Source organism: Cerasibacillus sp., from assembly GCF_036516575.1.
GTDB lineage: Bacteria > Bacillota > Bacilli > Bacillales > Amphibacillaceae > Cerasibacillus.
In genome coordinates this window covers 170,138-190,410 of sequence record NZ_DATBTY010000040.1, presented here as the reverse complement: position 1 = coordinate 190,410, position 20,273 = coordinate 170,138, and the positions used below count along the sequence as shown (strand labels likewise).

The 20,273-nt window shown below is 33.7% G+C and carries 40 protein-coding genes; all 40 read right to left on the bottom strand.

Going from position 1 to position 20,273, the window contains the following annotated elements:
- Nucleotides 1-146: 146 nt before the first annotated feature.
- A complete protein-coding gene (locus VIG73_RS08360; RefSeq protein ID WP_331640882.1) occupies nucleotides 147-881 on the bottom strand; it encodes a phage tail tape measure protein in 735 nt (244 codons plus the stop codon).
- 35 nt (nucleotides 882-916) lie between these two features.
- A complete protein-coding gene (gpGT, locus tag VIG73_RS08355) occupies nucleotides 917-1,048 on the bottom strand; it encodes a phage tail assembly chaperone GT (protein WP_331640951.1) in 132 nt (43 codons plus the stop codon).
- A 53-nt stretch (nucleotides 1,049-1,101) separates the two neighbouring features.
- Complete coding sequence (gpG, locus tag VIG73_RS08350) at nucleotides 1,102-1,452, bottom strand: phage tail assembly chaperone G (protein ID WP_331640880.1); 351 nt, start codon at nucleotides 1,450-1,452, stop codon at nucleotides 1,102-1,104.
- A 48-nt stretch (nucleotides 1,453-1,500) separates the two neighbouring features.
- A complete protein-coding gene (locus VIG73_RS15725; RefSeq protein ID WP_414648386.1) occupies nucleotides 1,501-1,830 on the bottom strand; it encodes a HeH/LEM domain-containing protein in 330 nt (109 codons plus the stop codon).
- Between the two features lie 2 nt (nucleotides 1,831-1,832).
- Entirely contained in the window at nucleotides 1,833-2,456 is a 624-nt protein-coding gene (locus VIG73_RS08335; RefSeq protein ID WP_331640878.1) for a major tail protein, read from the bottom strand.
- 16 nt (nucleotides 2,457-2,472) lie between these two features.
- Nucleotides 2,473-2,874 carry a hypothetical protein gene (locus VIG73_RS08330; protein ID WP_331640876.1) on the bottom strand — a complete coding sequence of 134 codons (402 nt, stop codon included), beginning with the start codon at nucleotides 2,872-2,874 and terminating at the stop codon, nucleotides 2,473-2,475.
- The gene (locus VIG73_RS08325; RefSeq protein WP_331640874.1) at nucleotides 2,874-3,266 is read right to left on the bottom strand and encodes a hypothetical protein; all 393 of its coding nucleotides are present in this window, start codon (nucleotides 3,264-3,266) and stop codon (nucleotides 2,874-2,876) included. The genes VIG73_RS08330 and VIG73_RS08325 overlap by 1 nt, the downstream gene beginning before the upstream one ends.
- A complete protein-coding gene (locus VIG73_RS08320; protein ID WP_331640872.1) occupies nucleotides 3,263-3,637 on the bottom strand; it encodes a phage head completion protein in 375 nt (124 codons plus the stop codon). The genes VIG73_RS08325 and VIG73_RS08320 overlap by 4 nt, the downstream gene beginning before the upstream one ends.
- Nucleotides 3,618-3,917: a phage head-tail connector protein gene (locus VIG73_RS08315; RefSeq protein ID WP_331640870.1), complete on the bottom strand. Its 300-nt coding sequence runs from the start codon at nucleotides 3,915-3,917 to the stop codon at nucleotides 3,618-3,620. The genes VIG73_RS08320 and VIG73_RS08315 overlap by 20 nt, the downstream gene beginning before the upstream one ends.
- Before the next feature lie 11 nt (nucleotides 3,918-3,928).
- On the bottom strand, nucleotides 3,929-5,095 hold the full coding sequence (locus tag VIG73_RS08310; protein WP_331640868.1) for a phage major capsid protein: 1,167 nt from the start codon (nucleotides 5,093-5,095) through the stop codon (nucleotides 3,929-3,931).
- Nucleotides 5,096-5,113: 18 nt separating this feature from the next.
- Nucleotides 5,114-5,803: a head maturation protease, ClpP-related gene (locus VIG73_RS08305; protein WP_331640866.1), complete on the bottom strand. Its 690-nt coding sequence runs from the start codon at nucleotides 5,801-5,803 to the stop codon at nucleotides 5,114-5,116.
- Entirely contained in the window at nucleotides 5,800-6,936 is a 1,137-nt protein-coding gene (locus VIG73_RS08300) for a phage portal protein (RefSeq protein WP_331640864.1), read from the bottom strand. The genes VIG73_RS08305 and VIG73_RS08300 overlap by 4 nt, the downstream gene beginning before the upstream one ends.
- Before the next feature lie 18 nt (nucleotides 6,937-6,954).
- The gene (locus VIG73_RS08295; protein ID WP_331640862.1) at nucleotides 6,955-8,595 is read right to left on the bottom strand and encodes a terminase TerL endonuclease subunit; all 1,641 of its coding nucleotides are present in this window, start codon (nucleotides 8,593-8,595) and stop codon (nucleotides 6,955-6,957) included.
- Nucleotides 8,596-8,922 (bottom strand): P27 family phage terminase small subunit, encoded by a 327-nt coding sequence (locus tag VIG73_RS08290; protein ID WP_331640860.1) that lies wholly within the window; start codon nucleotides 8,920-8,922, stop codon nucleotides 8,596-8,598.
- Nucleotides 8,923-9,021: 99 nt separating this feature from the next.
- Nucleotides 9,022-9,348 carry an HNH endonuclease gene (locus VIG73_RS08285; RefSeq protein WP_331640858.1) on the bottom strand — a complete coding sequence of 109 codons (327 nt, stop codon included), beginning with the start codon at nucleotides 9,346-9,348 and terminating at the stop codon, nucleotides 9,022-9,024.
- Nucleotides 9,349-9,354: 6 nt separating this feature from the next.
- Nucleotides 9,355-9,702: a hypothetical protein gene (locus tag VIG73_RS08280; protein ID WP_331640856.1), complete on the bottom strand. Its 348-nt coding sequence runs from the start codon at nucleotides 9,700-9,702 to the stop codon at nucleotides 9,355-9,357.
- A gap of 138 nt (nucleotides 9,703-9,840) precedes the next feature.
- A complete protein-coding gene (locus tag VIG73_RS08275; protein ID WP_331640854.1) occupies nucleotides 9,841-10,410 on the bottom strand; it encodes an Ltp family lipoprotein in 570 nt (189 codons plus the stop codon).
- 275 nt (nucleotides 10,411-10,685) lie between these two features.
- A complete protein-coding gene (locus VIG73_RS08270) occupies nucleotides 10,686-11,438 on the bottom strand; it encodes an HNH endonuclease (protein WP_331640852.1) in 753 nt (250 codons plus the stop codon).
- Between the two features lie 178 nt (nucleotides 11,439-11,616).
- Complete coding sequence (locus tag VIG73_RS08265) at nucleotides 11,617-11,913, bottom strand: hypothetical protein (RefSeq protein WP_331640850.1); 297 nt, start codon at nucleotides 11,911-11,913, stop codon at nucleotides 11,617-11,619.
- Between the two features lie 157 nt (nucleotides 11,914-12,070).
- A complete protein-coding gene (locus tag VIG73_RS08260; protein ID WP_331640848.1) occupies nucleotides 12,071-12,613 on the bottom strand; it encodes a site-specific integrase in 543 nt (180 codons plus the stop codon).
- Nucleotides 12,610-13,056 (bottom strand): ArpU family phage packaging/lysis transcriptional regulator, encoded by a 447-nt coding sequence (locus VIG73_RS08255; protein ID WP_331640847.1) that lies wholly within the window; start codon nucleotides 13,054-13,056, stop codon nucleotides 12,610-12,612. The genes VIG73_RS08260 and VIG73_RS08255 overlap by 4 nt, the downstream gene beginning before the upstream one ends.
- Before the next feature lie 102 nt (nucleotides 13,057-13,158).
- Entirely contained in the window at nucleotides 13,159-14,034 is an 876-nt protein-coding gene (locus VIG73_RS08250; RefSeq protein WP_331640846.1) for a hypothetical protein, read from the bottom strand.
- The gene (locus tag VIG73_RS08245; protein WP_331640845.1) at nucleotides 14,015-14,215 is read right to left on the bottom strand and encodes an XtrA/YqaO family protein; all 201 of its coding nucleotides are present in this window, start codon (nucleotides 14,213-14,215) and stop codon (nucleotides 14,015-14,017) included. The genes VIG73_RS08250 and VIG73_RS08245 overlap by 20 nt, the downstream gene beginning before the upstream one ends.
- 152 nt (nucleotides 14,216-14,367) lie before the next feature.
- Nucleotides 14,368-14,529: an HNH endonuclease gene (locus VIG73_RS15720; RefSeq protein ID WP_414648389.1), complete on the bottom strand. Its 162-nt coding sequence runs from the start codon at nucleotides 14,527-14,529 to the stop codon at nucleotides 14,368-14,370.
- Nucleotides 14,487-14,723, bottom strand: a complete 237-nt coding sequence (locus VIG73_RS08240) for a hypothetical protein (RefSeq protein ID WP_331640843.1) — start codon at nucleotides 14,721-14,723, stop codon at nucleotides 14,487-14,489. The genes VIG73_RS15720 and VIG73_RS08240 overlap by 43 nt, the downstream gene beginning before the upstream one ends.
- Nucleotides 14,724-14,806: 83 nt before the next feature.
- Entirely contained in the window at nucleotides 14,807-14,965 is a 159-nt protein-coding gene (locus tag VIG73_RS08235) for a hypothetical protein (protein ID WP_331640841.1), read from the bottom strand.
- 61 nt (nucleotides 14,966-15,026) lie between these two features.
- Entirely contained in the window at nucleotides 15,027-15,332 is a 306-nt protein-coding gene (locus VIG73_RS08230) for a hypothetical protein (protein WP_331640839.1), read from the bottom strand.
- Nucleotides 15,333-15,369: 37 nt separating this feature from the next.
- Nucleotides 15,370-15,744, bottom strand: coding sequence for a hypothetical protein (locus tag VIG73_RS08225; RefSeq protein ID WP_331640948.1), 375 nt, complete (start codon nucleotides 15,742-15,744; stop codon nucleotides 15,370-15,372).
- Nucleotides 15,745-15,850: 106 nt separating this feature from the next.
- Nucleotides 15,851-16,453, bottom strand: a complete 603-nt coding sequence (locus VIG73_RS08220) for a DUF5052 family protein (protein WP_331640836.1) — start codon at nucleotides 16,451-16,453, stop codon at nucleotides 15,851-15,853.
- Nucleotides 16,450-16,599, bottom strand: a complete 150-nt coding sequence (locus VIG73_RS08215; RefSeq protein WP_331640833.1) for a hypothetical protein — start codon at nucleotides 16,597-16,599, stop codon at nucleotides 16,450-16,452. The genes VIG73_RS08220 and VIG73_RS08215 overlap by 4 nt, the downstream gene beginning before the upstream one ends.
- A 12-nt stretch (nucleotides 16,600-16,611) precedes the next feature.
- Nucleotides 16,612-16,857 (bottom strand): hypothetical protein, encoded by a 246-nt coding sequence (locus tag VIG73_RS08210; protein ID WP_331640832.1) that lies wholly within the window; start codon nucleotides 16,855-16,857, stop codon nucleotides 16,612-16,614.
- 9 nt (nucleotides 16,858-16,866) lie between these two features.
- Nucleotides 16,867-17,079, bottom strand: a complete 213-nt coding sequence (locus VIG73_RS08205) for a hypothetical protein (RefSeq protein ID WP_331640830.1) — start codon at nucleotides 17,077-17,079, stop codon at nucleotides 16,867-16,869.
- Nucleotides 17,076-17,234 carry a hypothetical protein gene (locus tag VIG73_RS08200; RefSeq protein ID WP_331640828.1) on the bottom strand — a complete coding sequence of 53 codons (159 nt, stop codon included), beginning with the start codon at nucleotides 17,232-17,234 and terminating at the stop codon, nucleotides 17,076-17,078. Before VIG73_RS08200 ends, VIG73_RS08205 begins: the two co-directional genes overlap by 4 nt.
- Entirely contained in the window at nucleotides 17,234-18,040 is an 807-nt protein-coding gene (locus VIG73_RS08195) for an ATP-binding protein (protein WP_331640826.1), read from the bottom strand. The genes VIG73_RS08200 and VIG73_RS08195 overlap by 1 nt, the downstream gene beginning before the upstream one ends.
- Nucleotides 18,041-18,051: 11 nt before the next feature.
- On the bottom strand, nucleotides 18,052-18,846 hold the full coding sequence (locus VIG73_RS08190) for a DNA replication protein DnaD (RefSeq protein WP_331640823.1): 795 nt from the start codon (nucleotides 18,844-18,846) through the stop codon (nucleotides 18,052-18,054).
- 14 nt (nucleotides 18,847-18,860) lie between these two features.
- A complete protein-coding gene (locus tag VIG73_RS08185; RefSeq protein ID WP_331640821.1) occupies nucleotides 18,861-19,022 on the bottom strand; it encodes a hypothetical protein in 162 nt (53 codons plus the stop codon).
- A 73-nt stretch (nucleotides 19,023-19,095) separates the two neighbouring features.
- Entirely contained in the window at nucleotides 19,096-19,272 is a 177-nt protein-coding gene (locus VIG73_RS08180) for a hypothetical protein (protein WP_331640819.1), read from the bottom strand.
- Nucleotides 19,273-19,451: 179 nt separating this feature from the next.
- Nucleotides 19,452-19,664, bottom strand: a complete 213-nt coding sequence (locus tag VIG73_RS08175) for a hypothetical protein (protein ID WP_331640817.1) — start codon at nucleotides 19,662-19,664, stop codon at nucleotides 19,452-19,454.
- 98 nt (nucleotides 19,665-19,762) lie between these two features.
- Nucleotides 19,763-19,963, bottom strand: coding sequence for a hypothetical protein (locus VIG73_RS08170; protein WP_331640815.1), 201 nt, complete (start codon nucleotides 19,961-19,963; stop codon nucleotides 19,763-19,765).
- Complete coding sequence (locus VIG73_RS08165; protein ID WP_331640813.1) at nucleotides 19,960-20,235, bottom strand: helix-turn-helix transcriptional regulator; 276 nt, start codon at nucleotides 20,233-20,235, stop codon at nucleotides 19,960-19,962. The genes VIG73_RS08170 and VIG73_RS08165 overlap by 4 nt, the downstream gene beginning before the upstream one ends.
- Nucleotides 20,236-20,273: the final 38 nt, after the last annotated feature.

The following is a 20,273-nucleotide window of genomic DNA, read 5'->3' as shown; positions in this document are numbered from 1 at the left end:
GGTGCGCTCGTGTCGCTTTACCGTCTACAGCCTAACCTGTTTAGACTCCATGCGTTAGTCGTTACACCTTCACATTATTTCTAATGTGCTTGGCTCGGGATTGCCATGACTCTTAGTTTTAGGTTCCCCCGAATTCACACCCTTTTTTATGCTACAAGTTTCCTTGTAACCGACCAATTTTTTATAGCCATATAATTAAGTGCTACAGCTGATTGACTTGCACTAAACTTAGTTGTGGCACCCATTTGCTTGGCTTTATCACGTAATCTGGTTAAATCTTTACCTGTTGCTCCGGAAACAGCTTGTACTTGAGCCATAGAGTCGTCAAAGTCTACTCCTGTTTTTGTAGCTAATGCCCCAAAGCCGGCAAGTGGTGCTGTAATATACATTGACATAGTTTGTCCTGTGGATTTCATCTTGTCGCCAATTGCTGTTAATTTAGCACCTGTATCTTCAAATACCTTCCCTAAACGGCCCCAACCTGATTCAGTAAGTCGTTGTTGTTCACGCATTTCGGCAAGCTCTTTCGATACGCCATCAACATAACGTTCTAGATTATTTAATGCTGCAGATTGTCGATTATATTCACGTGCCGCTTTTTCTGCTTGGATGGATCCCTCACCATGCTCAGCAACCATCTTTTCATATTCTGCTTTTGCTTCTTTTGTAACCGCCTTTTGTATTTCCAGCTTTTTATTTAATCCTTGCAGGCGAGTTTCGTATTTTGCTATTGATCGATCACCATAATCAAATGCAGACATGTTTTTACGCATTTCAGCATTAACAGTTCTCAACCTGTCTTTAAGACCAGTTAACCCACGGTCCAATCTTAATGTATCTAAATCAAGACCAATGGAAAGACCTTCAATTCTTGTGGCCACTTTTTAACCTCCCCTCTTTGCAAAATAAAAAATCCTTAACCACCGAATGCAGCGATTAAGGATTTTTCTCTTTTAGGTTTATTCTTTTCTCTTAACAGTTCTAAGATAAAATGAAATGGCATATCTAGTATTTCGTTTATGTCTTTTCCTTCCTTCATCATTTCCATGATGATTTTATCTAAATATTCCTTTTGTTTTCGAGAAGAAAAGTCTTCATCAGTTAACTTTTCTTCTCCAGGAATTTTTTTGTTTCATCACTTTGCTGACCTTGAGCAATAAACAAGACTTGATCACGTAATGTATTAACTGCGTCTGGTGCATGTAAACCATTAAACAATTCATCTTTCGTAAATTGCCCTTTGTAAATCTTGTTAGCAACAAAATCTAGCAACATTTCAATAACTTCTTTTTCTGATTTCTCATCTTCCTTTTCCATTTTTTCTACAATATCAATCGCTTCATAAACCACTGAAAAGGGGATGAAAACAGGTGTTAGATATTTCTCTGTTACAATTTCACCTTCTTTAACTTCTTTTACAAGTTCAATCATATTTCGCTTTAATTTAGCCATTACAATCGTCCTTTCTTATTTATGCGCATAAATAAAAGGAGCAAGTGATTATCCCTGCTCCTTAATTAAAACTTTACCAATTTTGTTGTTAGTGGAAGATAATTCTTTAATTCTGTCGTCATCTACTTTAGCATCTGCTCTACGTGGATAAATATCACCTTTAATATAGATTGTGTTATTATCCTTTAAATCTTTAAAGTCATGAATCACTACATAACTTTTTGGTTTCGATTCTAATTCATCAGAGACCATTTTATCTAAACTTTCTTCTAGAAGTTTAACAAGTTCAGGCTTGTTCAGCTTATCGTCAAACTCAACACCCAACTCTGTAAGTTTTTCCTTAATTTCATGGACTTTCATTTTATTAATGTCTTGCATAATTATGCTCCCTCCGGTTCAGCTGGTGTTCCAGATTCAGGATGTGGTTTACCAAAAACTTTCAAAAATAATGCATCTCGATTTGTTGTTTCTCCTGCTTTGTCTCGAGCAAATAAAACAGACTTTTCCTTTTTGAATCCTTCTACTTTTCGATCCATGAATTGAGCTTCAATTTCTTCTGAACTAAACTCAACACCGTCTTCCTTAGTCTGACCTTCAATATTTGGACGTGTGAAAATTCCTTTTGGAAGTCCGACATATTCACGTGAACCATCTTCATAAGTCTTAGCAAAGACGACACCAACATATGGTGGGTTATCTTCACTTCCCATTGCAGTAATGCCTTCTACAACTTCTAAACCTAGTAGTCTCTGTTTATCTTGAATAGGGATTGTGTGAAAAGCTGACGTCACTGTCGTATCTCCACTTGACGTTGCCATTTCCGCTGTTTTATTATCACCATAAGCGCGGACAATTTCTTGCGCCATCTCTATATTGATTGTCTGCAAAAATTTTATTCTTTCAATATTTTTACCTTCAATCAATATATTTTTAGACTCGTCAATTTCACCATAATAAAATTCATCCACACCGGTTGAAGCACGATAAATTTTTTCTTCTGTCATCACTTATTCCTCCTAATTATATTGTTTCAAAATCATCTCTGTAAAAGGTTCCTCTATATCTATTCGCATTACGATAAATACCCTTGTCATATTCGTTCGGTCCTTTGATTTGATGAAAACCTAGTTCACTCCACATTAAATCACGTATCGCTTGGGATAAGTGTAGTGTGGTTTTTCTATTTAAAGACCAAACTTCCACTTGTAATAAAAAATCAAGCTGTGTCCATTTATTATCAGCATAATTAACTGGTTTTCCATCATCTAATGGATCAATAATTATATAAGGTCCAGCTATATCTCCTGTTTCAGGATATTCATAGAATTTAATTCGATAATCATCTTCCCCAGGGATATATGTTTGTGAACTTAGATAATCATTTTCAATTAACTTTTTATAAACAATATCTAATATATCCATTAGATTCCCGCCTTTAGATAACGCACAATAGTATCTCTATACGCTTTTTCAGCATTTCTAAGAGCTAGTGCAATTTTTCCTTTTCCTCGTGGATTGGGATTGTTAATTGTTCCCCATTCATTCAAATGGATTATACGATAACGACCTTTTGGGCCACGCCAATAGATTTTAACAATCCTTTTTCTGGCGACTGTCATTGGTTTTGAAATCGTTATTTCATCAATGGATGCCCCAGTATCCTTAAATGTTTCAAATTGCCGCTTAAGTTCAGCTACAAAAACTTTAGCGCCCTCAGTTAATGCTTTATCACTAACACGTTGAATATTAGATTTACCTAGTTTTCTTTCAAGCTCTGAAAGTAATTTATTCACACCAGTAAACTCAACACTCATGACTCTACCCCCGCAATAACTTTGATAAAATCTTTATTTTGCAAATCAGGTTGAACGTGTTTAATGTTATAACGTTTTCCACGATAATAAATATCATCAATTTCAACATAATGCTTATTGTTCGGTCTATAATCTGAACGTGGATCGCGTATGGATATCGTTAAATCTTCAACTGTTCCAGTCGTTTTCGCTTGTTCTAAATCCTTAGCCCAAACCGTTTCTACTTTCGCAAAGCATTCATATAGGACACGTTTTTCCTTTTCGCCTGGATCTGGCCCTTTTATTGGAGCGTACTCATAAAAAACAACGGGCGTACGCAAATCACCGCTGTTAATTCGTTTCTTCTTAAATTCAAACTTGATCATTGTCATCAACTTCTTCTGCTAAATCTAAACCAAGACTAGTAATTTCGCTTAGAAAATTGTCTTCAAAAAATTCAACAGCATCATTATATAAATAACGTGTTCTTTCAAATACAAGTTCTTTAGCTCGTAAATCGGTATTAAGTTTACCGTTTAAATCGAATTCACCGCATTTTTCCTTTATATAAGATATTGAAAAGGACAACAATCGTTTTAGATTGTCGTCCTCACTGTTGTGTGATATATGCATTCGCTCTTTAAATTCTTTTAAAAACTCATCAGTGATCATTTAATCACCTCTTAAGCTCCTTCAGGTTCAGTTGGAGCCTGATCTGTTAAATCTAAATTCAAGTCATAGACTTGTGCAGCATAGTTATCTTTCGCTTTACCAGTAGCAAATTGTTTTCCAATAAATACATCAGCATCTTCAAGAGCAAGAGTCTCTGTATAACGTTTAACTTCTAAACCACCACCCACTGCAGCAATATATTCTCCTTTCACAAAGAAAACTACCTTGCCTTGTGGAACAAATACTGATTCAGTTGGAATCGGATTAAATGGTAAGTTAGTTACATACACACCACTTGCGTTCTGAACAGTGGCATTCGCTTGAATATCAAATGTATCAAATGGATTCGTTACCATGACTACCTTTCCAGCGACTTTACGAACTTTTTCTTCTTGGTCCTTTCCAACAGGTCGAATAGATAGCTTTTTAACAACATCTTTCATTTCGTTAATAGTTGTCCGGCCTGGTTTAAATGTTAATGTACCAGCACTTGTTTTATCTGTTACTGCACCAGTCTCTTTATTAACATTTTTCAATAGACCAATTGGTTCATCTTGAGTCTGTCCTCGCCCCGCAATAAACCCTCTTTCTAATCCAACAGACATTGCTTCTACTAAAATGGTACGAACATAACGTTCAATCCATTCTGGACCAAGTTTAAGCATGTCCTTAGCAATAGGAATAAATGCTGTAAGTTTCAATTGCTCAATTTTTTCTTTCCGGAATGTAGCATTTAATTGTCCTTTAATCTCACCAAATAGTGGACCCCACACTGCCATCCCTTCCGGATCACCATAAATAAATTCTGTAACTGCTCCTAAATTCTGTAATCCGAGATGAGTTAGAAGTGGGTGTTCTTCTTTAATATCCTCAAATACACGCTCTTGTGTCGTTTTTGGTAAAGTATCAGTGTCCTTAAACCCACCTTCTTCAATAACCACATTGAAAAACTCTCGTTCTTCACTAGTTAATACATTTTGTCCACGTGACTGTAAAACAGCATTATCAGCCATTTGTGTATTAACTTGCTGCATAATATCGTTTTTAACGTCTAAGGCAAGAGATTCTAACATTTCATTTAAAGCTACTTTTTGTTGTTCTTCTGTACCTTCTTGCATAGCTTTAGCAAAAGCCAATTTTTTGTCTTCGAAATTATTAAATTTAATATTTGCTCCCATTAAATATTCCTCCTTAAATTATAAAAACAACCTAGCAATATTTTCATTTACAGGTTGTTTTGCTACTTGTTTATTTTGTTTTGAATACTTAGCAACTAGATTATCTTTTAGGTTCTCCGGTTCATCATCTTCGTTATCGATTGGTTCTTCATAATCAATTTTGTCTGAAACCTCATCAGCGAAACCAAGTGCAACTGCTTCATCTGCTGTAAGCCAAGTTTCTTCTTCTAGCAGCTTATCTAATTCTTCTTCACTACCAACGAAACGGTTTTTATATGATGCACTAACAGCTTTATCAACTTTTCTTAAATCACTTGCTATTTTTTCTAACTGATCAGCATTTCCATAAACGAATGCACTTGCTTGATGAATCATCATCAATGTGTTAGCTGGCATAATAATTTTATCGCCAGCCATAGCGATAATCGATGCTGCACTTGCCGCCCAACCATCAACGTGAATGATAACTTCTGCTCTATGATTTTTAAGTAAATTAGAAATTGCTATACCATCAAATGCAGATCCACCACCACTATTAATATGAACATGGATTTTTTCAGCATTTGAATGCTCTAACTGACGTAAAATGTCCTTTGCGTTATTGTCCCATCCACCGATAAAACCATAAATGAATAGCCTTAATTCTTTATTCGCTTGATTTTTAATTTCTAGATGGGATTTCAGGTTGAATAATTTCGTATTGTTCATTCATCATCACCTCCTTCAAGTGCTTGACTGCTTTCTTGATAGTTTTTAGTAATAAAGTATTTATCCATCATTGGATCATCTGCATGTTCATATCCAAGCTCGTCTCGTAATTCATTTCCATTCAATACACCGGAAGAGCGCAACTTATCTACCGAACTCGCGACATCAAATACGTTACTATATGTGACGCGTCTAATGTCTATATTATTTCCTTTTAAATAATCATCTTTAGAAATAAATTGCATATTTAACTCGTCACGAATAATTTTAAGGATAGGATCAATACAAAACTTCATGTAATTTCTTGTTATCTTTTCAACATCTGCCATGTCTCCTCGTAACAATGCGACAGGCAATCCAACAGCATTTGCAACTTGATCCATAAATCCATTCGTTAATTTATTAATTTCATCTACACTAACTTGATTTCCTGTTTGCTTTGAATGTTCTTGATAAGTAAAACCCTTTTGTTGTGGGATAATGGCTATTGCTTTTTCTTTAATTGCTTTATAAGTTCGATTAATAAAGTTTTGTAGTCTTTTTTTTGCCTTTTCATCTTTTCCTGCAACAGCTTCTATATCAACTGTTGCTCTTATTTGATTTTTTCTCAGCTGGAACTCTATTAATCTAGCTAGTAATTCACCATAATCATAATACAGACTATCAATTAATGAAGACAAGCTCTCATTGCCATATTGAAAAAATATAACTTCATTACGATTAAATACTCGCTTAAATTCATAATCTTTCACAATAACATTTTTAAATTTATCTGGAAAAATAGCAAACGTTTCTCGCATATAATCATCAGCTATTAATAAATCATCTGTATCTGCTTTTATTATTAAACATTCTCCATCATAAATTAGTTTATTGACAACTTGTTCCCAAAAACGAGCAGCTGATTGGTTAACATTTGGTTTTACATTAAACCGATAATACATTTCATTTTTTACATTTGAACCATCTTCTATAACTCTAAATTCCGATTGAATGATTGTTTTTGAAATCATTCCAATAACAGATTCAATTGCTATACGTTTAAGTGCTGTTTTCCTGACTTTATCCTCATACAATGAAAGGTCATCTAATATTTCTAACTTTTCATTTCTAGTACTAAATAAATTAAACAATCCGATATGAATCACCTCCTAAAAATCAATGTCATCTAAGAAGAAATCCAATTCTTCATCTATCAAATCATCTCGATATAAAGCATGAATAAACGCTTGAAAACCATCTGTCTTACGCTTAATCTCATCTTTCTTACCATACGTTCGATTACCTTTTGAATCTGTTATTACTTTTACGTTATTCGTATACCAGCGCATAAGTGGATTATCACCAAATATAACGCGCTTTTCAGCAAAAATTGTTTCTACCCTAGGAGCTAGCAATGCCTCAATTCCTTTTGTCCTTACATAAGCAAGCTCAAAACCTTCATCTTCAAGTGCCTGCTTAACTAAATCCAACCTAAATGTATCCGCAACAATTGTTGTTAAACCATAACTTTCTCTCATTTTTACAAACCAATTAACGATATGTTTAACATTAATGACTGGTTCATTAACAATCGTTAATAATCCCCTCTCTTCCCATTCCTCAATTGGCGGTTTTAAATCAACTCTTTTTAAAAAATTCCTATTTACAAATGAATGGCTTTTCCAAACATAATTATTTTCTTGCTTAAAAAGTAATCCAACTGCAGCGAAATCTCGAATAGAGGCAAAGTCTAATCCACCTACACATGATTTATGTTTTAAATTTGGCATTTCTCTATTTGTGGCTTTTATTTCTTCCCAGGTTGCTACAGATGTTTCTAAATCCGTTCCTGGGAAATTCATTCTTTTCGTCATAAAACGAACTCTTGCAGAAGGCTTAGAGTTTCCTAAAGTAATATATTGAGTTCTAACTTTACGGAATAATTCTTTTGCGTATTCAGACATTGGCTCATGGAACATCGGATTTGCTTTTTGCCAATTATCGTAGTCATCCATTTCATCTTCACTATTTAAGGTGGCCATAAAAGCAAATAACGGATCATCTAACGCCTCACCTTTTAGAACATTGATAGCCCTGTCTTTTAAATCATCTAAATATCCACCACGCACAAAACCATCAGTCGTAATAAAAAATTCCCTAGAATGTTTTACTTTTCCCAATCCTGATGAAAATACATCTATTATAGCTGAATCCTCATATTCATGAACTTCATCATATATAACACAACCATCACGTAAACTATCTTTAGTTTTTGGATTTGAAGTATGATATTTTATTTTACTCTGATTCGTTCGGCTTATAATTTCTGATTTAGTGTGATAAAAAAGTGACTGTAGAACTCCATCTTTCCCATCATGTTCAATTGTGTTATAGATTTCTTCAAAAGAAGTTTTTGCTTGTTCTTCACTATTAGCCACAATTGATACATTATAATTATCAATTCCATGCAAATCACTCGTAAAGAAATGAGCTAGTGAGGAAATTAATCCATTTTTTCCAGCACCACGTGCTTCATAGAAAAAGAATTGCTCAAAAAACGGATAGCCGCCTTCCTTATAATATAAAAATACAAATGCTGTCTTAAACTTTTGAAACGGCATTAAGTTGAAATAATTTTTTTCAGTAAACGCAATATATTTTTCATGCATTTCTGTATCAAAATAGATATCATCACGATTAAGAACGTGATTTTTTAAATATGAAAACAAAAGAACCACGTACTTACTGACTTTAATTTTTCCAGTCTCGTATTGGTTCATATAATATTCAACATGTTTATTTTTAAGCATTTATATCAAATCTTTTGCACTAAATTTCTTATTGCCGTCTTCTAAATTGAATGATTGTTCAATATTAATAATGGCCGAGTTAACCCTGTTCATTTCACGGAGTAGTGGATGAGCTTTAATAAATGTCTGACTACCATTTTTCGTAGTAACTGATACACCTTCTTTTTTAATCGTACGATCCATACGCCGATAAATTTCTATATGCTTTAAGTACCTACCAACTTTTTCTACTTCAACCGGATTAGTTTGATCTATCCTAGACATCAAATAATCCTTTATTTTATCAATGCCTACATCAATTCTTAGCTTGCGTGTCAAACACTCCACCCCCCCATACGTGAAAAAATTAAAAAATCTACAAAATCGAGCCCCCTGCCCGGTCTCCCAGGCGAAAATAAAAACCAAAATGTTTTGACGGGGGTATCATTACCACCTCTCATCATCCCATTTTGGTTTCCTTCGTTTAAATATCCTACCTTCCTTCACATTATGGTGATATATACATAATGTTTGCAGGTTATCTAACACCAAGGCTAGTTTAGGATATTTTTCTATTGGATATTTATGGTCCACATTCAAAACGATTTCTTTTCTTTTACCTTTTTCCTTAATGCTATCGACAGTAACCTTTCCTTCCTTCTTACACCACTGACATTCATAGTTATCACGTTCTAGTGCCTGCTGTCTTAACTCTTGCCATGCCTTTGAATTGTAGAATGATTTCTTTTGTTCATCTGTTTTATATTCAGCCAATTTACATCACTCATAAATCATAACAAGCCGGTCGTGTTCTTCTTTATTTTCTAGCATGAGTTTCTTTGCAGCTTTTGATAGTTCTTCAAGTCTTTCTTCTTTTTCTAGAAGTTTACTCTTATGAACTTTCATTCGCTGGGTCATTTGGATTTGTCTGCGGATCCGATTCAACTTCTTATGCCGACTCTTGATAGAATTATTGATGTAAGCAACTGTATACATTGCACTACAGTGCTCACAACAGAAGTACCGTCTTACAATGCCTTCACCTAAGTATTTACTTTTTATATTGATTTCAAACGGCTTATGACATTGATCACAACATGTTAAATGAGTAGATTTATTAAATAGCAAATATATCACTCCATTCAATTGGAATTATTTAGTATTAAAATTACTATATACTCAGTTAATATGAAGTCTTATTCGCAAATACTGTTTTCTGTATCATTAACATCATAAAAAAAGACACCTCATTATGAGATGTCTTAATTATTTTGGCAAATTATCAATAGCGTATTGCGCTTCTTCTTCAGTGAATTTTTCCCCATACTCTGAGATTAATTGATCATATATAGCGTTTGGCGACATCGCCATGTCATCTTGATATATAATTGCTTTTTGTAATGCATTTTCTTTCCAATCAGCTTCTACATTTTCTACGGCATATTGTGCAGCTTCTTCGGAAAAGTTTTCTCCGTATTCTGATGTGAGCTGTTCATACAGTCCTGCTTTTGACATATACATATTATTAGCGTATGTTTCTGCTTTTTTAAGTGCTGACTCATACTCTTTAGGTATGTCTTCCTTTTCTTTCTTTTTTTCTTTCTTCTTTTCTTTTTCTTCCTTTTCCTCTACTTCTTCAGGTTCATCTGATTCTTCTTTGGAAGTTTTTGTGGTTTTCTCTTCATCTTGAACTTTTTCTTGTTCAACATCTTTATTTTCCTTCGCTTTATCTTTTTCTTCTTCACCACCAGAAGCTATTCCAATAACTATAATAATTGCAATTAACCAAAACCACCATCTCTTGTAAATTGGTTTCTTAACTTTTTCTTTATTCATGTTATCAACTCCTAATATATGTAATCAACAATATTATGCTAGAATTGGTAATTTAATGCAACTGTTCATATAATAAGCAACGACCGTTAGTGATCGTTGCTTAAAAGAGTGGGGTTTTGTAATGAATGATTCTTCTCACACTATCATTAAAACACATAAATACAGAAATAGTCATTCAAGTTTCTCCCTTTTTTCTCCCACGAATCTCCCACAAATTTTTTAGCCATCTTCTTTTAAAAAGGTGGAACATATGCTTATCCTTTCGCTATTTTCAATCATAGATTAATCGTTTCAAAAGACTTCACTTTTTGAAAACCATGCTTTAGCCTGTGTTCTTGAAGAAAAAACTTTGAAGGTGGATCATGTAATGGTCTTTCAAAATTTAAGTTAGTTTCTATACCTTGTCCTTTAAAGTCAAAGTTTGGTGAAAACAAAACTTTATAATTATCATCAAAAGAAATGAACCCATGTTCGAATAGAGCATCATGAAGTGAGCATAATAAGATGCAGTTACTAGGATTTATTCTTTCGTATTGTGTTGATTCAGCCCATGTTTTTATGTGACTAGTTATTAATAACTTCGGATGATTAATATCACATATAGCGCATCTTGATTTGTAACTTTTTAAAAGAATCTGTCTCAGTTTATACTGTCCTTGACGAGTTGTAATAGTTCTTAAAACATCTTTACCATCATTTTCATTCATTAACGTTTGTGATTTAACAACTTCATCATTTTTTAGATGAAACTCTTCTAAGTCTTCATCACTAATTTCCGATAGTATATCTGTTAAATATTTCAATGTAATATGTGGGTATTGAGCCTTACTAAATCTATTATGTCCATAGAAATGAATTACACTCCAAGCTTCCCATCCATCATTTTCATTTAAGCCATCGACATTCCGTTCAATATCTCGATTACTTGTACCTTTTTTTAAATATTCATAAAGAATCCTTGCTCTTGTTTTATAAGGTAAACTTTTAACGAAGTTTATTCTTCGTTGATCTAATTTAGACTTTCCCAATTTTACATCCCCCTAAATAAGATTTCATAGTTCCATGTTTACCATATATATCCTTAATATAGCATACTATCATATTCCAAGGTTCACCGGTGAAAATACGTATACCTTTCACTGACATATAAATAGAATTAAAAAATTGTCAACCTTTCACAATCTGAAATTTTTATGTTACGTATTATTAATAAATAATATTTTGGGGTCTACGTCGATTCTTTTTAAACATTTTATGGGCCAACTCGTGTAATTTATCTTTTGGTTTTGTTTTTAATATCTTGGATACATCTGTTGTAACAAGTTTACGATTCTCAATTTTATATCCCTTTTCGTTAAGTTCTTTAGTCACCCTCGTTACATTTTCTAGAAGCACATACAATTTTATTGCTTCTTGTTCCATTGTTTGTGGTTCATAGTTTTCTACTAATTCAATGTAACTCTCCAACTCTTTAATTCTTTCTTTCGCTTCTTCAATCTTCATAGTTATTCCTCCTAATAATTAATAGAGTGTATTACAATACATAGACTGTTGCACTCGCCAAATTGCTATACTCCTTGATAACATTGACTTAATTAACATTCATAAAATGAGTGCACGCTATTATTATTTATGTTGTACTTATATCAAAAAAAGAAATTCATATACGATATTTATCCATTGCTTCATCAAGCGCATCTTGAGTGATACCGATATATCTTAACGTAGTACTTTCCTCTGAATGATTGAATAGCTCCATTAGCATTGCTATGTTCTTTGTTTGTTTATAAAAATGGTACCCAAACGTCTTTCTAAGTGTATGAGTACCAATCTCTTTTAAATTAACATGTTCAGCAGCATCTCTTAATATTCGATATGCTGTCGTCCTACAAATAGGCTTATTCTCTCCTTCTCTGCTTTTAACAACATAGTCACCATCATCTAACGTTTTAGCGTATGCTACGAATTCCTTCTTTAAATAACCTGGAATCTTTACTCTTTTTATTTTCTGTGTCTTTGTTTCCTTAATATCAATATGTGACTTAAGTAAATCTTCTTTCTTAAGTTGCAAAATATCAGAAATACGTAAGCCAACCGATATGCCTAGCAGAAACATAATATAATCACGCTCTCGCTTATTTTTTAAATACAGTTTCATCTTATCAATCTTATCTGGATCACGAATTGGTTGAACGATCCTCATACTACTTCACCTTCTTCTTTATAGACTACAATTCTTAGAATGAAAGCCAATTTATAAAATGCATCCGATTTAATCCTGTAATATTTACTTTCGCTATAGCCTAATTCATTGTATATTTCATAATCAAAGGTGTCTTCACCTGTTAAGTAACGATTAATGATAATGGATCGCTCTTGATAACTTAACTGATTAACAGCACGGAGAATCCTTTTTATAAATTTATTTCTTTTTATTTCCATGTCTGTTCGTTTAATGGCCACATCCTCGGTAGAAGAATGAAACTCATTTGTTGGTGCAGATGGAATCAATTTTAAGGATGAAGTTACTTTTGGCTCATATTCTTCTGGATTCATTAAAAGCATAATTCGATACTGTTCCAATGCTGCCTCTACGTTTTTCCTTGTTTTCTCCCGATCAATCTCTGGTAAAAATGCTAATTGCATATATAACACCCTTTCTTATAAAATTAAAAAAGGACACCAAACAACGCTTAATGCGTTGAATGATGCCCTCCAGTTGACTGGTAGAACAGTTTATTTAACTAATTACTTTAATCGATAACTATCAAGTGTAAAGTGTATTTTACCTTTTACACTGTATTCATTCACATATTCCGTCACTCCCAAATATGGTTTAAATATAACTTTTTGAAAACCTCCTAATTCTTGATAAATTAATTCATATATTTTTTTCTCAATAACACTGTCATTTTCTGTTTCTAATAATGTCCTTTCATTATTAACATACCAAAAATACGCTAAATCTTCACGGGCAATATTGTCCAAATCCCCAAATCTTTGCCCTTTATATAGAGGAAATCTATAAATTAGCTCTAACTTTCCTAATTGAGGGGTTGTGGCTACACTATCTTTTATCTTACCTAAATTAATAATCTCTTCTTTAACTTCTTCAATAACGGAATTATCTACAAAGTATACATCGCTTGCTACGACTAAAATTCCAGAAGATCTATCCCGTGAAAAATTATCATCTTTATTGCTATGGATGTCATTCATATAATAGTCGTTTACATTTATATTAAGTAAATTATTATTAAAAATAAATAGCTTTATATCCCCGTTTATTATTTCATCTGTAATCTTTGTTTCTAATTTTATTTTTTTATGATATTTATCACCATTTGACTTGATTGACTCAATCTCCCCTGTATAAATCCATTCATTTCCTTTTTTTAATGGATAGTACTCTATAGCGTCTTCTATTTTCCATTCTTGAGTTGCTATATGTTCGTATTTAACTTTATTGGTTTTAGTAATAAATGCTGCGTAAACTGAAGATAAGCCAAGAATTAGAGCAGAGAGTATTGTCATTATTTCACTCCACGTTAATCCGCCTTTATTTATCTTTCTTTTACGATATATCCTTTTACCATACTTCCTTTTAAAATTCTTCCCCTTCATCCCACTTCACCCTTTTGACTTTACCTTGATGCGTAATAATCTTAGTTTCTCCATGTTGAGGAAGTTCAGCTATTTTTGCCCTTCCTTCACTTACTACAATGGCAAAGTTATCCTTTTTATTCATTATATCAATTTCGAGTTTCATAGTCTTGGGGTCTACTTTAATATCTTTTAATCTCACCATGATCACTCCTATTTATGCTATAATAATTTCAAGTGGTTGCTGGGAGTGATCCCGGCTTTTTTTATGAAATAATTTTTATTGATAATATAATTATTGTTAAAGTTATGAGTATGGATCCAGATACATGAAACAAGAAATCCATACCTGACTTATTCAATTTCATTAGATTCCCTACTATGCTCCTTTCTATGACAATCTCTGCATAAAGTAATTAAATTGGATTCATGATCAGTGCCGCCGTGCGAAACGTATTGAATATGATGTACATCTAATCCACGTGAACTAAAATGAGTAACTCCATATTTGTTAATAAATCTACTTTTCCAACCACATTTCTGACATGTGAAGTCATCTCTACATAGTATTCTCCATGGTACCGGTGGTCGGTTTCTTCCGAATACATATTGCTGATACCACCAATACTTACAATCTTCACTACAAAATGATTTTTGACGATTATTCTTAAGTGGACCATGACACCATTTGCATGTATTAGCTTGCTCACGTAAATCCCTAGGTTTATAGTCTAGCCTTCCCCATTTTCGTTCATATTTGTAAAGTGCTATCCATGTTCTCCTACCATTATGATTAGGATCCATTGGCTTCACTCTCCAACATTTCTAAATCATCAATTGGAATCATAATTTTGCAGTTTGGACATTCATATATATCCATATGCCAACTTTCCATTTCATTTTCACCACACGCTGGACAAATCATATAATCACCCATTTCAATATGCTTCAATTCTCCAGTAGTCACAATCACAACGGATAAAACGTCGACATAATTTCGGACTGTGTATTAACTAATTACCTAAAGGTAGTAACAATTTCGTAAAGTGTGTAACGTAATCTGGAAAATCACAATCTAACGGACTTCCACAATATGGTGCTTCATCAACAGGAAATTTCCACCATAAGCAATCCCCCATATCTTCGTGCCATTCGTTAATTGGTTGTGGCTCTAGTGCATCCTCCAATTCACCAAGTCTTTTTATTGCCATACTGTAGTTAAAAAAAGAATCATAATCATTAAATTCACCTGTTTTCGGTTTATGGTCTTTTAAATCATATTGAAAGCAACCTATAGTTTTCTCTGTTATTCGCTCCAATTCGCACTCTCCTTTCTTCACAGTTTGTGTCTACTATTTAATTAGCTGGAATGTCTACTTCCTCGATCGGTGGCATTTCACCTAAACGTTCATACGTTACTTGCTTTATCTTTACTAGTTGTTGGTCAAAATCATTTGTACGCTCGATAAGTTGTTTTAATTGATTGCCTATTTTTTCAAAATACTCGATTGTGCCTTCTTTTGTTGCGGTGTGCATCATAATTTCAAAATCAATTGAAATACTTAATACCCTTGTGCCAGTCGTTACTTCCGAAACATTAATATGGTTGCTTAATGGAATAGCACAGAATTGATACAATCCTACTCTGATTTCATGACCGACTGCCGGCATCCATTTATTAAAATACGCTAAATAAAATTGTTGGGGTTGCTCATTTACTATTACTTTCATCACTTTTATTTCCCTCCACACTTCCTGTTTATTTTCAGACATCTATCCGGAAATGCCGGATAGTTCAACTTGTAAATATTTTTTACCAGTTCAATTCCGATTTCCGTCAATTTAATAACTCTGAATCATAAATCGTGTAGTCACATCGATATATGAATAAATAATGACCATCAATTAAGAAGCTTGTTGATTTATCAACATCTGTAGCAAAATATGAAACATCATCACCAGCAAATGTTGCTAATGGTTGGCCACTTTGTGATCGAACTAGTAGAATTTTACTTTTTCCAGTAGTCATGTTTTTCATATCGTTAACCATTCGATTAATAAACGGAACAGATCTATCATTGTTTTCTATATTGACCTGCTGTGCATATTGAGCAAAAACATCTTCTAATTCTTTTTCATGTAGTATTAAGCTACTTCCTACATGTAAGACTTCATTTCCACCTACCGTTAAATTAATTACAGATGACTTGTCTACTGTATTTCCTTCTGAATCAGTTATCTCAAATGTCTTATCTGAGGCAATGCTTACAGATTTACCTTCAACTTTATCGATAATGCTGCTTTCCTCGTCATATGTTTGAATGATTACCTCACGGCCCTTTAATGCTTCGTTTAATTTACCTAATTCATTGGAAAAGAAATTACATCCGGATAAACTCAAGGTAACAATGACGATAAGCGCTAAAATTCTCTTTTTCATTTTTCCCACCCCGCCCCAATCTCGGATAAGTATTTAAAATATCGGCTAGGTTTCACTGGACTAATTGCTCCGGTCCGTTGATCACGATTGGACTTGATGGTCCATTTAATAATTGGTGGCCTATGAGACCACATACTTTTTGACATTATTTTCACCACCTATTCTGTAATAAAGGTTGCTGCAGTTCCTTCATCCCAACCATTTCTCAGCCTTGTTTTGTATGTGTGAAGATTGATTCCATTTTCAATAGCTACTCTCGTCCAGTTTTTACTCGACTCCACCGGACGACACTTTTCTTTAATCTCTTTTACTTGTTTTTCAAAACATGTATCACATAGAAATGATCCAGTCTTTGAAACATAATGCTTATTTTCTTTGCAACGCATACATAATCTATGTTCCATCTAATCACCTCACACTTGTATATAACCAAATGTCCGTAACGATACTTTTCCTTCACTTGCTTGATGTAAAAGTGCTAATACAATTTCTAAAGGTTCGCGCTTAAATTTCTTAGCAATCTCTTTGTAATGCATGCCTTCGTTATGAAACTTAGTAATATGGGCTAATTCTACTTTTCCAAACATAAAATTCGCATTATCTAAAATAATCACTTGTTCATTCATGCTGATTCGCTTACTCCCATTTGCGCTAATTTTTCCTCGAGGACTTTTAGCGTTTTATTGATTTCATCATCTACATTTTTAGGACATACACATGGAGTAAAAACAACACCCCATGTAGCTAAAAGTTTTGTCTCACATTCACATGTCTCACACATTAAAATTCCCTCCTGCGGTAATCCGGTCCGTCCATTTTAATGATTTCAGTTCCATCTAGTATTCTCGATAGATTCCGTTCATTCATTTTTATCTCTAGCTGATCACTTCTTAAATTAGTCGTGAAAATGGTTGGTTTACCGGAACGATTATCTAGTACCTCAAATAGTTTTGTATGGGTCCAATTGTCGTTTTTATTCTTGATGTTTGTATATTCGGCTCCTAAATCATCAAGTACGAATAAATCGACACTCTCTATCAAATCGAATATGTCGGACTCCGTATGATCACTATTTGAATTAAACGTGGTTTTAATTTTTGTCATTAGCTTAGGTACTGACAAGAATAAGCAAGTATATCCTTTTGCCATAAGCTCTTTTGTAATGGCAACGGATAAATGACTTTTTCCTGTGCCATAATTTCCAACTAATAAAAGATTTCCAGATTCATGCGGATTAAACTCTTTTGCATATTGCATTAATCGCGCTTTTGCTTCATGCAGTTCGGTTGTCGTAGCGTGATAATTTTTGAATGTTGCTGACTGGAGCGATCTATTCATCATTGAGTTACCAGTAAACATCCGATAGATTTTCTTAATTTTGTTTTTCTTCCCTTGCCGTATCGCTTGCTCAACAAGACGAATATCTTCACATTTACACCCAAGGTTAGCAATAATGATTTCGCCTTTTCTTGGTCCCATTGGAATAACCATTTCTTTCTGCTCAACGTGTCTGCCGCATCCATCACATGTATATGTTTTAATAAGTCGTTGACGTGGTTGAATAAGTTGCTTAGCTACTGACTCCATTCTTTTGCCTCCTAAAACCCGTAATTATATTTTTTCTTTTTACCTTCCGTGATTGGTGTAACGTTGGATGGTAATTGATTCTTTTCACGTTTCACTTTCATGACAAGACCGTCAAACCGTTTCCGTAGTTTTGCTGGTGATAAAACATTAACCATCTCAAAATCATCTTGTTGTACCCAAGTCATTAAATATTTCACTTGTTTCTCAGTACGCTTGTCCAATTCAATCATCTTCCGAATATCATCAGCCCATTTCTGAAAGTTGGGTTCCTTGTGGTTTGGATTATTATTTTTTATTTGCTCATAAAAATAAATGGCAAGTTGATAAAAAATAGATGATTCGTCGTAAACTCGTTTGCGACGATATCTTTTATTCTTATTGTTCTTTGCATTCTTTATGTTCTTGTTTGTGTTGATTTGCTGTTCATTTGGTGTTGTGTTGTTGTCTGATTTGTTGTCGGAAGTCTTGTTGTTTTCTGTTTCGTTAGATTGGTAGATGTCCCAATTCACAACGGTTACAACGCTATATTTATTGGTGGTTTTGATGTTGATAACTCCGTCATCTTTTAACATGTTCATGTAGTCGTAAACTGTCGATTCGCTCATGTCTAATTCCAGCGCTGCCTTCTTTCTTCCAAACACAAATTGACCAGGTTTAAGCGATATTTTTTGTCTTCCAACACGTTGTTCAAAAGGTGTATGTGTGCTTTTAATCAGACAATAAATAAATACTTTTAATAGTTTTTCGTTTTTAAAAATACTGCTCAAAAACAATTTACGATGAACCTTAAACCAACCTTTTTGCATAAGAATCACTCCAGCTAACTTTTTATTCTTTCACATATCGCAAAACCATTTTCTACTTGGATGACAAAATAATGGGGATAACGTTGCATATATCTTTTGATTAGAGACTTTTGTTCCTGTTCATCTGACGGATTAAATACCCATTTCGGAAGCTTTACTCTATACTTATCGCGCATACGTTATCCCCCTCGCTCATTGATAGATTTCTAGATTTTCGATTAACATGCAAACATGCCGATAACACGACATTCAATCTGAAAACGAATCATGTGACTGGTCCGTTTCTACTTCATAAATTCCATGTTTATTTAGGCATACTGTGATTGGTTGGATATTAAAACATTGACCCAATTCTAAACCTGAAAGCTTAATCAAGACTGGATCTGATTGAATATCGATAAACTCGTAAATATTTGTTTGAAACATCAATATCCCTACTTTTATGAATACCCATGACGACAACCAATGATTGTCGTCTGGGAACATATGTGTTAAAATTGAAGTAACCTAATTTTTTTAAAAGCTCACTATTGCCGTAGTGAGTTTTTTATTTAAGTTAAAAATTAGTGCATGATACTGATCAATAAAACTCACGTCGTCACCTCCTAGCAAAATACCGGTGGCAATTTTTTTATATTCTTAAAAAAGCCTTCGGAAATACTTGCTTGCCACTGTTCCTCGGTGTACTGAAACGCCCATTGACTACCCCATAATTCAAACATTTTGTCCTCAGCCTGTTCTGGTGATTCTGCATAGATAATTTGAACATGGTTATGATAAAACGAATTTTGCCCAAACGTGAAATAATGTTTACTCATTTTTTATCCCCCTAACTTGTAATTAAAGAAAAATATAAGAATAACAATGAAATGATGAACAATACCGTATAGATCCATCCTGGAACGTCATTATCCACTTATTTCACCACCTGTTTTCGCGTTGCCATTTGCGACATTTCATTTAAAGAACGTAGAACATCTTCATAGCGTTCTTTTGCTAATTCAAATTCGCCACTTTCAGCATGATTTAAAGCTTGTCTTGATATTTCGTTAATGCAATCGAGTTCATTACTCGCTTTCCGAATGTCTCCCGGCAAAAAATACATATGAAATCTCAAAATATCCCTCCTAAAATCATTCCAAGCATTGTAGCGCCTTCAAGTATTTGCTGCATTATCGTCATGCCATCAACACCACAAAGGAAAGCAACAAGTACTTCCTGGGATTGTGTATATTGAGCCCACATACTAACAATCGATATCGTTGGTTCCTTCACATCGTTTTCGTATTTACTGATATCTGATTGATTGATAAATAATCGACAAGCCAATTCTTCTTGACTCAAACCACTTCTATTTCTACATGCTTTTAAGATTGATCCGACTTTCAAACGTATCACCCCCTTATTCCAATTTGGAATATACCGGG

Excerpts from the sequence above, each read along its gene's own strand:
- gpGT (WP_331640951.1), bottom strand. The coding sequence starts at position 1,048 with ATGGAAATGATGAAGGAAGGAAAAGACATAAACGAAATACTAGATATG.
- gpG (WP_331640880.1), bottom strand. The coding sequence starts at position 1,452 with ATGGCTAAATTAAAGCGAAATATGATTGAACTTGTAAAAGAAGTTAAA.
- VIG73_RS15725 (WP_414648386.1), bottom strand. The coding sequence starts at position 1,830 with ATGCAAGACATTAATAAAATGAAAGTCCATGAAATTAAGGAAAAACTT.
- VIG73_RS08335 (WP_331640878.1), bottom strand. The coding sequence starts at position 2,456 with ATGACAGAAGAAAAAATTTATCGTGCTTCAACCGGTGTGGATGAATTT.
- VIG73_RS08330 (WP_331640876.1), bottom strand. The coding sequence starts at position 2,874 with ATGGATATATTAGATATTGTTTATAAAAAGTTAATTGAAAATGATTAT.
- VIG73_RS08325 (WP_331640874.1), bottom strand. The coding sequence starts at position 3,266 with ATGAGTGTTGAGTTTACTGGTGTGAATAAATTACTTTCAGAGCTTGAA.
- VIG73_RS08320 (WP_331640872.1), bottom strand. The coding sequence starts at position 3,637 with ATGACAATGATCAAGTTTGAATTTAAGAAGAAACGAATTAACAGCGGT.
- VIG73_RS08315 (WP_331640870.1), bottom strand. The coding sequence starts at position 3,917 with ATGATCACTGATGAGTTTTTAAAAGAATTTAAAGAGCGAATGCATATA.
- VIG73_RS08310 (WP_331640868.1), bottom strand. The coding sequence starts at position 5,095 with ATGGGAGCAAATATTAAATTTAATAATTTCGAAGACAAAAAATTGGCT.
- VIG73_RS08305 (WP_331640866.1), bottom strand. The coding sequence starts at position 5,803 with ATGAACAATACGAAATTATTCAACCTGAAATCCCATCTAGAAATTAAA.
- VIG73_RS08295 (WP_331640862.1), bottom strand. The coding sequence starts at position 8,595 with ATGCTTAAAAATAAACATGTTGAATATTATATGAACCAATACGAGACT.
- VIG73_RS08275 (WP_331640854.1), bottom strand. The coding sequence starts at position 10,410 with ATGAATAAAGAAAAAGTTAAGAAACCAATTTACAAGAGATGGTGGTTT.
- VIG73_RS08265 (WP_331640850.1), bottom strand. The coding sequence starts at position 11,913 with ATGAAGATTGAAGAAGCGAAAGAAAGAATTAAAGAGTTGGAGAGTTAC.
- VIG73_RS08260 (WP_331640848.1), bottom strand. The coding sequence starts at position 12,613 with ATGAGGATCGTTCAACCAATTCGTGATCCAGATAAGATTGATAAGATG.
- VIG73_RS08255 (WP_331640847.1), bottom strand. The coding sequence starts at position 13,056 with ATGCAATTAGCATTTTTACCAGAGATTGATCGGGAGAAAACAAGGAAA.
- VIG73_RS08250 (WP_331640846.1), bottom strand. The coding sequence starts at position 14,034 with ATGAAGGGGAAGAATTTTAAAAGGAAGTATGGTAAAAGGATATATCGT.
- VIG73_RS08225 (WP_331640948.1), bottom strand. The coding sequence starts at position 15,744 with ATGAAAGTAATAGTAAATGAGCAACCCCAACAATTTTATTTAGCGTAT.
- VIG73_RS08220 (WP_331640836.1), bottom strand. The coding sequence starts at position 16,453 with ATGAAAAAGAGAATTTTAGCGCTTATCGTCATTGTTACCTTGAGTTTA.
- VIG73_RS08215 (WP_331640833.1), bottom strand. The coding sequence starts at position 16,599 with ATGTCAAAAAGTATGTGGTCTCATAGGCCACCAATTATTAAATGGACC.
- VIG73_RS08210 (WP_331640832.1), bottom strand. The coding sequence starts at position 16,857 with ATGGAACATAGATTATGTATGCGTTGCAAAGAAAATAAGCATTATGTT.
- VIG73_RS08205 (WP_331640830.1), bottom strand. The coding sequence starts at position 17,079 with ATGAATGAACAAGTGATTATTTTAGATAATGCGAATTTTATGTTTGGA.
- VIG73_RS08200 (WP_331640828.1), bottom strand. The coding sequence starts at position 17,234 with ATGTGTGAGACATGTGAATGTGAGACAAAACTTTTAGCTACATGGGGT.
- VIG73_RS08195 (WP_331640826.1), bottom strand. The coding sequence starts at position 18,040 with ATGGAGTCAGTAGCTAAGCAACTTATTCAACCACGTCAACGACTTATT.
- VIG73_RS08190 (WP_331640823.1), bottom strand. The coding sequence starts at position 18,846 with ATGCAAAAAGGTTGGTTTAAGGTTCATCGTAAATTGTTTTTGAGCAGT.
- VIG73_RS08185 (WP_331640821.1), bottom strand. The coding sequence starts at position 19,022 with ATGCGCGATAAGTATAGAGTAAAGCTTCCGAAATGGGTATTTAATCCG.
- VIG73_RS08180 (WP_331640819.1), bottom strand. The coding sequence starts at position 19,272 with ATGTTTCAAACAAATATTTACGAGTTTATCGATATTCAATCAGATCCA.
- VIG73_RS08175 (WP_331640817.1), bottom strand. The coding sequence starts at position 19,664 with ATGAGTAAACATTATTTCACGTTTGGGCAAAATTCGTTTTATCATAAC.